At 56.3% G+C, this 10,846-nt stretch carries 6 protein-coding genes and 2 pseudogenes; 2 read left to right on the top strand and 6 right to left on the bottom strand.

From position 1 onward, the window contains the following. Positions 1–264: transposase (locus tag E1N52_RS42140; protein WP_165979580.1), on the top strand; the 264-nt coding region annotated here is incomplete at its 5' end. 13 nt (positions 265–277) lie between these two features. Here the strand turns inward: E1N52_RS42140 and E1N52_RS45710 are convergent. The 4 genes and pseudogenes from E1N52_RS45710 to E1N52_RS42165 all read right to left on the bottom strand — a co-directional run. After that, positions 278–399, bottom strand: a pseudogene (locus E1N52_RS45710) (IS6 family transposase); the annotation flags it as partial. Positions 400–1,109: 710 nt separating this feature from the next. Then, a pseudogene (locus tag E1N52_RS42155) lies at positions 1,110–1,250 on the bottom strand (IS6 family transposase); the annotation flags it as partial. A gap of 4 nt (positions 1,251–1,254) precedes the next feature. Next, positions 1,255–2,607, bottom strand: a complete 1,353-nt coding sequence (locus E1N52_RS42160; RefSeq protein ID WP_133190937.1) for an MATE family efflux transporter — start codon at positions 2,605–2,607, stop codon at positions 1,255–1,257. Between the two features lie 35 nt (positions 2,608–2,642). Next, positions 2,643–9,155 carry a non-ribosomal peptide synthetase gene (locus E1N52_RS42165; protein ID WP_133190939.1) on the bottom strand — a complete coding sequence of 2,171 codons (6,513 nt, stop codon included), beginning with the start codon at positions 9,153–9,155 and terminating at the stop codon, positions 2,643–2,645. Positions 9,156–9,265: 110 nt separating this feature from the next. Here E1N52_RS42165 and E1N52_RS42170 point away from each other — a divergent pair. Further along, a protein-coding gene (locus E1N52_RS42170) for an IS5 family transposase (protein ID WP_246089460.1) occupies positions 9,266–10,020 on the top strand; the annotation gives its coding sequence in 2 pieces (ribosomal slippage) (positions 9,266–9,614 and positions 9,614–10,020; 756 coding nt in all). A gap of 15 nt (positions 10,021–10,035) precedes the next feature. On the opposite strand, the gene E1N52_RS44485 is transcribed toward E1N52_RS42170, so the two are convergent. Both E1N52_RS44485 and E1N52_RS42180 read right to left on the bottom strand, forming a co-directional pair. Further along, positions 10,036–10,494, bottom strand: coding sequence for a hypothetical protein (locus tag E1N52_RS44485; RefSeq protein WP_165979581.1), 459 nt, complete (start codon positions 10,492–10,494; stop codon positions 10,036–10,038). A gap of 119 nt (positions 10,495–10,613) precedes the next feature. Further along, on the bottom strand, positions 10,614–10,846 hold a 233-nt coding region (locus E1N52_RS42180; protein WP_133188130.1), incomplete at its 5' end, for an integrase core domain-containing protein.

Consider the following 10,846-nt stretch of genomic DNA (forward strand, 5'->3'; position numbering starts at 1 on the left):
TTGCGGCAGTGGTGCACCAATGTCATGCGCTCAAAAGTCGAGCCAATGAAGGACGTTGCGCGTCTGATACGTCGGCACTTCGACGGCGTCGTCGCCTGGACTCAGACCCGCCAGACCAACGGCTTCATTGAAGCCATCAACGGCTTGTTTCAAGCGGCCAAGCGAAAGGCTCGCGGTTACACACGCTTCACGACAATGCGCACGGTCCTCTTTCTCGTTGCCGGCAAGCTCGACTTCTCCGGCTTCAACCCGCATGCCTCGTGAGTCGCATCACCCACTCCAAAATCAAAAGAGCCAGATTTCGCAGGCTCAACGAGTAGCCACATGCCAGCGTACACACAGGGGGATCACGTCCAATGGATACTGCAATCGTATATATATATATAAGAACATGCTCATCCCACCGCCAGCTCACGCTGTCGTACACGGCGAGGAGCGAACCCGCCGGCATGACCCGATCGTCAGATACATCGAGGACAAAGGCATCTATGCATTTCACAAGAAATACGGCTACGGTGTGCGCTCGCTGGTCGAGGCGCAGATCTCGCGCATCAAGCGCTGCATCGGCGATGCGCCTGCTGACGCAGGAGCTTGCGTCGCAGGAAGGCGAAGGCGTAATCATCGCCAACCTGCTGAACCGGTGGAACGCCTTCGGCAAACCGGTTTGCGTCAAAAATGCATAGTCGCGTCCATAGCACGGGAACTCGTACCCATCCGGACAAAGCCGTTCAAATGGACATTCGCCGGCTTTGAGCTGCAAACTGGCGAACCCCTGAGGTTCAAAGAAGATGCCAACGTCCGACGCACAAAGAAAGGCCGCTGAACTCCAGCGCCAACTCGCCACGCTGACCGGTCACAACAAGGTCACGGTCAAGCCCTACGGCAAGCACCTGCTCATCCAGATGCAACGCGACGACACGATCGATACCGTGGCTCGCCTCACCGAGGTCGGCCGCAACATCTACACGTGCGCATTTCGCAGCCACACCGGCCGCTGGGAGCCCTTGCCTGGCACCGGCGAGCTTGCCGAAACCACTGACTTGGTGGTCAGTTTGCTGGCCCCGTATCTCGATCCAGATAGTTAAAGCTATTTCAGGGATGTTGTACCTGGCGAATCGAGCGCCGAACTTCTCGCACCAGCAGCGGATCGTCTCGTAAGTGACCACAACACCAAGTTCGAGCATCAACTCCTCGACGTCGCGCAGGCTCAGGAAGCGATGACCATGATAAAGCGGTTTTGTCTTCTTCATTACGTCATTCTACCGCCCCCATCCCATTAACCTGACAGAGCCGGGAGGCCTTGTCGATCTGCCGCATTTCACTGTATAGAATAACACTAGCGATAAGACCCGCTGCCATATCGGCAGCCGCTACCGAGAACAACAGGCCGTCTTGCCCATAAGCCTGCTGCAGCAAGGCCATCAGGGGCATCAGAAACACGCCATGCCGCAGTACCGCTACAAGCGTTGCCCAGATTGCGTCGCCCTTGGCCTGCATGAAAAGCAGGCAGACTTGTTGCACCCCTAACACCGGCAACGCACAATGGAACAGTAAGATCGCGCGGCTACCAATCTCTATCGTCGCCGACTCGTGCGCAAACCAGCCGATGATGGTTCTAGCGTGCCACACGACGCAGCCGGCATAGACTCCGGCGAACGTTAGGGCGACGGCAACCATAGTCCGAACCGCTTGCGCCACCCGTGTCCAGTTACCTGCGCCGACATTAAACCCAACAACCGACTGCGCCCCGCTGCACAGTCCATACAGCGGAAGTACCGCCAGCATCGCCAAGCGGCTAGCCAAACCTAGCGCCGCCACCGATGCCTCACCGTAGCGAGCAGCGAACCCATTGAGCATGGACATGGCCCCTACCGCGAGCAGCGTATTGAGCGCTGGCGGAATGCCGATGCGGGCGATGCTCGCCAGCCGGCACCAGCAGCGTCCCACCGATGGCCATGATAAGACGATGGCGCCGTGCCTGCCCGCGAAATGTCGCCAATACAAGGTTAAGCCGCACAACTGGGCCAGAAATGTTGCGATGCCAGCCCCTTCGATGCCCAGCCCCAACCAGAAAATCATCACCGGGTCGAGTGCCGCGTTCATTGCGAAGGATGAAACTTGGGTCGTCATGCTGAGCACGGTATTGCCATCCGCTCTCACGATGAAACCACAGACCATATTGAATACCACTGCCACATAGCCCAGCAGCAGCCAATGAAGATAATCCACCGCCAGTGGCAAAGTCGATGGTCCAGCGCCTTGCCATGCCAGCAATCTTGGAGCCGCCAGCCAGCCCGCGATAGCCGCAATCCCAGCAATTACCATCGCCAACCATAACGCGTGCGATGCATAATCGTTGGCAGAGTGATCGTCGGCACGTCCCAGGCTTCGAGCAATCAACGACGCGGCCCCTGCACCGAAGATCTGGCCTATTGCCGTGATGCACATTGCAAACGGGAACGACAACGCCATCGCCGCGAGTGCTGCTGTTCCGAGCCGCCCCACGAAATAGGCGTTGAGAAACTGATAAGCAGCACTGACAGTGACGCCAATGACGGACGGAAGAGCCAGCCGCAAGATCAGTGGCAACAGTTGATCGTGGGCCATTGACTGCATCCGTGATGCCGCGACTGCTGGCGTGTTCATACTGTGGCCCCGTCCTTCAACCTTGCTGCGTCCACATCTTCCTGATTGTCCCTGAGGCATCCGGCATAAGCCGCGAGACAATGCAGCAACTGACGTCCCAGCATGTTCGCCTCCTCTGCGGAAAAGCAATGCAACGCACAATGCATCTGGATACGAAGTTTACCGTCCACATTATCGATATATAACCGCAACGTGTGATGACGGTTGGGCCCCATCCCATCACCCGTCCAGATCGTCGGTTGAGCAAGGCCGAGCAGCATGCGCGTACGAAGATTATCTAACACAGCGCGATAGTTGACGACAACACGCGGCCAGTCGAAATCCACCAGCGCCTTCGCCTGATCGTCCGGCAGCAGATACGCAGCCGCCCGTAGCCCAATGCCATGGATCCGTGCCGAATTGCGCTGACGACGCACCGCTTTCAGACGTTCCGCCACACTGAGTCGCCCCTCACAAACGATGGCCAGCGGGACAAGCTCCGCGGTAAAGCCCATAACCGTCGACAGATCCTGACCCGGCAGGATAGGCGTGCGCAGCATGTCCATGCTGTCCAGAAACAGCCCTCGTCGCTGGTTGCCCTTTCCTGCCACCTCCGCCAAGGCGCATAGGATGACGTCGAACGCGTCAAAGCCGTGCCGGTCCGGATGCAGATCAAGCAGAATCTTTGTCGATTCCGCATCCAGGTCCAGATAGCGAATCCCCTTGCGCGCACACAAGGTCTCGAAAGCAGCATCACTGTGCATCTGCCCAGTATGTAGCATCTCGAACAAGCGGCGGCTGGCATCAGCGCCACTATCGACTGGCTCAACCTCGAGGACTGTTGCACCATCCTCACGCAGCAGCTCCCATGGCCGGCTTCGCCAATAAGCAACGTTGCTGTCCAACGAACCGCTCACATGTTCGCGCAGCGCCTTCACCCATCGATTCAACTGCGCGCGGCCACTGAATGCGGGAACCGGCGCTTGGCCATGCTCTATAGCCAGATAGTAGCGTTCTACTTCCTCCAGCAGGAGCCGGAACCCATAGCCGTCGACCAGGAAATGATGAATTATGATAAAAATCCAACTGTACGGCCGCCCACCGACCTCCGCCTCGATCAATTGGAAACGCGACATCCAGGTACGACCATCGAACCGGAATGCATATTGCGCTTTCTCAGCGATACCAGATACCTCTCGCGTGCAATCACCGAGCTCTGAGTAGGAGCCCAATGCAACTCGCTCCAGATGCAACGCTCCGACTCCGGTATGGAAGCGTAGATCATCGTCATCTCGAGAGATCCTGGTGCGCACCAGTGGGTAGTCTTTCGCCAACCTGACGATAGCGGACTCCAATATGGCCGGATCCAAACGGCAGCTATCGTCCTGCCAGATCGCGCACATGTTGAAATGCTCGTCTAAACCCATGCGCCGATTCATGAAGCGTATCGTAGGCGTTACTTCCACTCCACCGTCGATTTCGCCATCGTGGTGCACCAGTTCGCCCGAGCGGGCATCGATCAGCCCAGCCAGTTCGCGTAACACTGGATAATCGTACAACTCGCTGACAGAAAAGCGGATGTCCATCTTGGCCGCCTGCGCCACACAGCGCACGCTCAGCATAGAGGTACCACCCAGTGAGAAGAAATGCGCGTCCGCACCAATCATCGACATACCAAGCACTTCCTGCCAAACCGCGGCCAGTGCATGCTCGGTCGTGGTGACCAGCGGCGCGAATACGCCCACCGCGGTTTGCCGTGGCAACGGCAAGCGGGAACGGTCCAATTTACCGCCCGGCAGCTTAGGCAAAGCCCGCAAGCGAACAAATGAACGGGGAATACTGTGGGGCAACAGCGAATGACGGAGCATTTGCCTGAACCCATCGTCTGTCGACGGCAGCTTCGCCTCAGTGCCCACCACGTAGGCAGTCAACAGCGGCTCGCCATCCGCAGCGCGGTGCAAATGCACCGCGGCCTCCTCGACCCCAGGACATTTTCCCAAGACGTGAGAAATCTCATCCAGTTCAACACGCAAGCCATGGATCTTGATTTGATTGTCACGCCTTCCGAGGAACTCCAGGCGGCCGTCGTCACGGTGGCGCCCCAAATCGCCAGTGCGATAAGCCACAGTTCCGAAAGGCTGTAACTCTGGCACCGAACTAGCAACAAATCGCTCGGCTGTCAACTCCCTGCTGTCATGGTAGCCACTCGCCAGGCAGTCACCCGTCACCAGGATCTCCCCCACCGCACCTTGAACCACCGGCCGCAACTTGTCATCTACGACGGCTATGCCGACATTGGCCACCGGCTTACCGATCGGGACAGTCCGTTCATCAGCGCCCACTTCGCACACTTCCCCCCAAGCGGCGTTCGAACTACACTCGGAGGAGCCGTAGAAGTTGAACAGACGGGCCTGCGGGAACGCCTCGAGAAAGCGCCGAGCCAACTCCGGTGGCAACACCTCAGCGCTTGAGGTGACCAGCCGCAAATCTGAAACCGACCGTCCATCTGTCAATTGTGCCGTCAAAATGCCGGTGATCAACGGTGGCGAGCACAGCAGATGCGTTACCCGGTAACGATCTAGCTGCAATAGCAGCAGAAATGGATCTTGCAGTTCTTGCTGACTCAGCAGCAAACTAGGAACGCCTTGTAAGAGCGGCCCGAAGATTTCCCATTGACTAGCAACCAGCGCCGCCGACTTCTGCACTACGCAGACATCACCTGCCTGAAATGGGAATTGCCCCCACATCCAGTGCAAACGATTTATGCATGCTGTAGCGGGAACCACAACGCCCTTCGGTTTTCCCGTAGAGCCAGATGTGTAGACGACCTGCAGCACTTCATGCGAGCAAGATGGCGAAGGGGCGGCATCTGTCTCCTCATTGCCGTGTGCAACTTCCTCCGACGGCAGTAAAACCAGCCCTCTGTCACAAAATGCTTCCCGCTGCAACGGCGTGGCAACGAAGGCATTGGGAGCGACATCTTTGGCAATCTCAAGTATGCGGCTTATCGGATAATTTGCCCCGATCACCGAGTAGGTTGCGTGCAGCTTGATCGCAGCTAGAATAACGATCAACGCGTTAATGCCGCGGTCAATGCCAAGCAACACCCTGTCGCCGGCACCAACACCGGCGGCTGCGAGTCTGTTAGCAAAACGGTTGGCTGCACCATCCAACTCAGCATACGAAATGCGGCCGCGCTCCCAGAAATAAGCAGTATCCACTGGCGACATTTTGGCACGCGCTTCGAACATTTCGCGTAGCGTACTAGCGCCTGTATAAGCCAGCCGTCCTCCGTTGTAACGCTTAAGAAAATCCTTTTCAGCTGGGTGCCGCAGATCCAGCTCTGCCAGCGGCGCCGCGGGCGCCGCAATGATCACCTGAATAATTTGCTGCAGGTTGAGCAGCATTCTTGAAACGAGCTCGTCGGAGAACAGCTCAGTGCAATAGGACATCTGCAGGTAGATGCCGTCCCCCTCTTCCTGACAGTAAAGAGTGAGATCGTACTTCGTATAACCGTTCTCCAATTCGCGTGCGACAATTGACACATCGTCCTGCCCCTCAGAAATTAGCTCTGCTTTCTCCGAATACATGTTGAACATCGCCTGGAATACGGGGGAAAAATTGCTTCCACGTACCACGTCAACTGTTTCCAACATCCGACTGAATGGATATGCCGCGTTGAAGTCAGCACCGATGACAGTTTGCTGCGTCGTGGCCAGATGTTCGATGAATGACTTGTCAGGATCCATCTTCGCCCTTAGCGGCAACATGTTTAGGAAGAACCCCAACAGCTTTTCCGTACCTGACTGTTTTCGCACTACATTCGGAGTGCCGACGATGATATCGTCCTGTCCGCTGTACTCTCTCAATAAAGCGTAAAAAGTCGTCAGTAACACGCTGAAAAGCGTGGTGCGATTGTCCGCCGCAAGTTCGCGAAGTCTGGACGCCGCGAGAGCCGGAATTTGTATGGCGTATGACTTACCGGTGTAACGCATCCGCCTCGGACGAGGCTTATCGGAAGGCAGGGTCAGCACCGGCAACTCACCCGACAGCTGTTGTGCCCAGTACGAGCGCTGTCGCGCCCAGCAGTCCGATCGAAACTGCTCAGACTCCCATTTCGCGAAATCCGCGAACGAAATTTCGGCTTTGATACCGTCCTCTGAACTGACTCCCGCCTTGTAAAATTCACGCAGTTTGCGCACCATCACCGAAAGCGACCACGCGTCCATAATGATTTCATGCGTGGTAAAGATGACAACATGCCGGTCTGATCTCTCTCGTACTAGTAGTGCGCGATACAGTGCGCCTGCGGCGAGATCAAAGGACGGTTGAAACTCGCTCGCCTTCAATTCAGCCAACCTGGGGGCAGGTTGGTCGCCGCAAAGGTCTATAAAGCGCAAACTACCCTTCGGCGGTGAATCGAAGGTCAAATATGGATTGCCACTCTTTTCGACGAATCGAATGCGCAGTGTGTCGAAGTACTGCACCACCGCATCCCAAGCCCGACTAAAGCGATCTCGATCAAACTCTCCGCAGCATTCGAGCGCCGCTTGCAAGGTATAGTTGGATGCTGTTGGATCAAGCTTCCACAAAAACCATAAGTGTTTTTGAATGTGGCTGGCCGGAGCCTCTCCGCCCTCACCACGGCGACTGGCGACAATGGCGGGAAGCGACTCATTCCCACCCTCTTTCTCGGCCAGAAGTTCGGTTAACTCATCTATTGAGCAATGGTACAGGTCAACCACCGAAACTTCGCAGGCGAATTCGCTCCGAATACGGTTGATCGCAAGCATGGCGCGCAGCGAGTCACCGCCCATCAGCAAAAAGTTGTCGTTTCGCCCCAGCCGGTCTAGATGCAGTATCTCGGCTAACAGCCTGCACAACCGAACCTGAACACCGTCAGTGGGCTCCAGATATTTCACATCGGACAAAGGACGCAAACTTTCCGGGGAAGGCAATTGTTTGTAATCAAGTTTGCCATTGGCGTTTAATGGTAATGTCGCCATCTCGAAGAAAATATCAGGCAGCATGTAGTCAGGCAACTGACGCGACATGTGTTCGCGTAAAGCGCTCCGTGTAACCTCCTCTCGAAGCTTGACGAAGGCCACGAGGCGCGGAAGTCTTTCCGCTTCCCCTAGACTAGTCAGTGTTTCCCTTGCCGTCAGTTTCACCCGATTGTCAGCGGGGTAATGCACCACTACGGCCGCGGCCTCGACTGCTGCATGTAACCCCAACAAACCTTCCACTTCGTTTAGCTCAATACGGTAACCACGCAGCTTGACCTGGCGATCTGCTCTTCCGAGACACTCCAGTAAGCCATCCTCACGCAGCCTCACGAGATCACCAGTCTTGTATAATCGATCATATCCGCGCTTATCGCTGAAAGGGTTAGCCACAAAAGCCTGCTCGGTACGCGCGTCGTCGTTAATGTAACCACGCGCAAGGCCAACGCCGGCTACACAAAGTTCGCCTACGTCACCTGACGCAACAAGCGTCAGCGCCGCAGCATCTGGCCTGACCACATAGATCTGCAGATTGTCTATCGGTTTCCCGATTGGCATAAATGCCTGACCTTCCGCCGGAGAGTTAGAGATCAGCGCATGCGTGACACCGTCGGCACATTCAGTTGGTCCATAATGGTTGAGGATGGGAATAGACGGGTACATCGCCAGCCAACGTCGGCATACGTCGGGCGGCAATGCCTCCCCGACGGTGGAAATCCTGCGCAGCGCCGGCAGCGCGCGTGCATCGATCAATTCGACTTCGGCCACAAACGAGCGTAGTAGCGAGGGCACAAATTGAATGACCGATACTTGGCATTCGCGCAACTCAAGCAGCAGCCGCGACGGATCGCATACGACGTCTCTATCAATGATCTGTGTGCACGCCCCCACTTGCAGCGCCGCCATAAACTGCCACAGAGAAATGTCAAAACAGTGCGATGCAGTCTGCGCCACCTGGTCAGTTCTACTGATCTCCAGATCGCGGACTTTAGCGTGCAAGTGATTGATGAAGCTCCGCTGTTCAATCATTACGCCCTTTGGGTGACCGGTGGTACCCGAAGTAAAAATGACGTAGGCAAGATCACTGCCTTTGCCTCTGAGCCCGACAAAGGCCGCGCGAGATTCTTGCGCTTCTTCAATATCAAGAAGCACTAGTTCCGGTTTGGTTGCCTGCAAATACGCCGCCTGTTCGTAGCAGTTACGGGCGGTCAGCAGCAGGCAGCATTTGCTCTTCTCCAGCATGTAATCCAAACGTTCCGCTGGATACTGGCGATCAAGCGGCATATAGGTACCGCGAATCTTAAAAATGGCAAGCATCGCAGCCAATAAATCAATTCCTCGCTCCATCAGCACGCCGATGACGGGCGCCTCGCGGCCACAGCGCTCGGTCAGCGCCATTGCGATGCGATTGGACTGCTCATCAAGCTCCCGATAAGTTACCGACTCGCTGCCATGCCTTGCTGCTATATGTTGCGGATAACGCCGTGCCACATCACAAAAGTAGTCCACTGCCAATAGTGTTTTCATTTAAATCTCGCTCACTCGCCTAAGAAGCGGTTTCAAAAAGGCTTCGTAGGGGCTGCTAACCCGTAACGCAACCTGTTAACCTCGATCGTCGTGACAACAGGATCGAGGAGATGGGCAAACCAATCATCGATGACGAACTGTGGGCACTGATCGAGCCACTGCTACCACCAGCGAAGCCACGCCGCTTCAAGTATCCGGGCCGCAAGCCGGTGCCGGATCGGGCTGCACTGACTGGCATCTTGTTCGTGCTGAAGACCGGTATCCGGTGGCGGGACTTGCCTGCGGCGATGGGATGCGGTTCCGGCGTCAGTTGCTGGCGCAAGCTATGCGATTGGCAGCAAGCCGGCGTATGGGATCGATTGCACGCAGTGCTTCTGGGGAAATTGCGAGCGGTGGACAAGATCGACTTCTCGCGCGTGATCGTGGATTCGTCATCGATTCGCGCGGTTGGGGCGGGCGAAAAACTGGCCCGAACCCCACCGATCGAGCGCGACCCGGATCCAAGCACCACCTCGCCACCGACGCCAACGGAACGCCGATCGCGGCAATCCTGACTGGCGCCAATCGTAACGACGTCACCCAACTCGTTCCGCTGATCGAGGCCATCGTGCCGATCGGCGGTAGGCGCGGGCGGCCTTTGAGCCGCCCTGGCTGCGTCTATGCCGACCGGGGTTACGATCACGACAAATACCGACGCGCTCTCCACGAACGCAGTATTCCCACCAGCATCGCGCGGCGCGGCCACCCGCATGGCAGTGGCCTCGGAAAAGTCCGATGGGTCGTCGAACGTACACATGCCTGGCTGCATAATTTCCGCCGTCTACGTATTCGCTTCGAACGTCGCGCTGACATTCATGAGGCATAAGTCGCATAAAGGAATTCACTTCATAAAGGTTTCGAACTGCATGCTGAAATATAAAAAACAAAGCAAAGCGCCAGAAGAATTGAAGGATTCTTCAACACCCGACGCTCCAGTAGCATAAGTTCGGAAGTATTCAACAGTCGTATAATGGGGTTGGAAGGTTCGATGCCTCTGCTCGACTACGTCGTCCTGACCGTCGCGTTGACGTCGGCCCTCCATGCTGCTCACTTCGCCGCACAGCTTCATTCTGTGCAGGACCCTTGATATCTTTCTTTGTGAGATACATCGTTCGTCGGAATGCACAGCAACGCAGGAACAAACTTCCTGCTCAGGGAACGGAATGGAACTGTTGATCCGGAGCACCGGTTCGTTAATAGCGCGTAGCGCGGTACCTTGAGTGGACGCCGCAATAGCATGTCGACTGTCATTTTTTGCAGATCTTGTCTGTGGTTCGTGAGGCTTTGGTTTCGTGTTCATGCTCCGTTACCTCCCGCTTCAATTTCCCCCCGACAGCAGATGCAATAGTTGAGCCAACAGAGGTGGTGCCGCTTGTTCGGACAGGGTCCCGCGATTTTTAAGTGGAACGTCCGGGGCGATCATGCTGCCGATTTGATCGCTGGCAGCGTCGCGAAGTATGCCTCATCGGGCGTCTGATCCGCCAGACTCGAATGAGGACGTTTGCGGTTGTACAGCTCAATGTATTGGCCAATGGAGCGCCGGGCGTGGCTGACCGACTCGTAGGCTCTCAAATAAATCTCTTCGTACTTGATGCTGCGCCACACGCGCTCGACAAACACGTTGTCGCGCCAGGCGCCTTTGCCGTCCATCG

The organism is Paraburkholderia guartelaensis (assembly GCF_004353905.1).
Classification (GTDB): Bacteria; Pseudomonadota; Gammaproteobacteria; order Burkholderiales; family Burkholderiaceae; genus Paraburkholderia; species Paraburkholderia guartelaensis.

Bases quoted from the DNA above. Each gene is read 5' to 3' on its own strand.
- E1N52_RS44485 (WP_165979581.1), bottom strand. From the start codon at position 10,494: ATGAACACGAAACCAAAGCCTCACGAACCACAGACAAGATCTGCAAAA.
- E1N52_RS42165 (WP_133190939.1), bottom strand. From the start codon at position 9,155: ATGAAAACACTATTGGCAGTGGACTACTTTTGTGATGTGGCACGGCGT.
- E1N52_RS42160 (WP_133190937.1), bottom strand. From the start codon at position 2,607: ATGGCCCACGATCAACTGTTGCCACTGATCTTGCGGCTGGCTCTTCCG.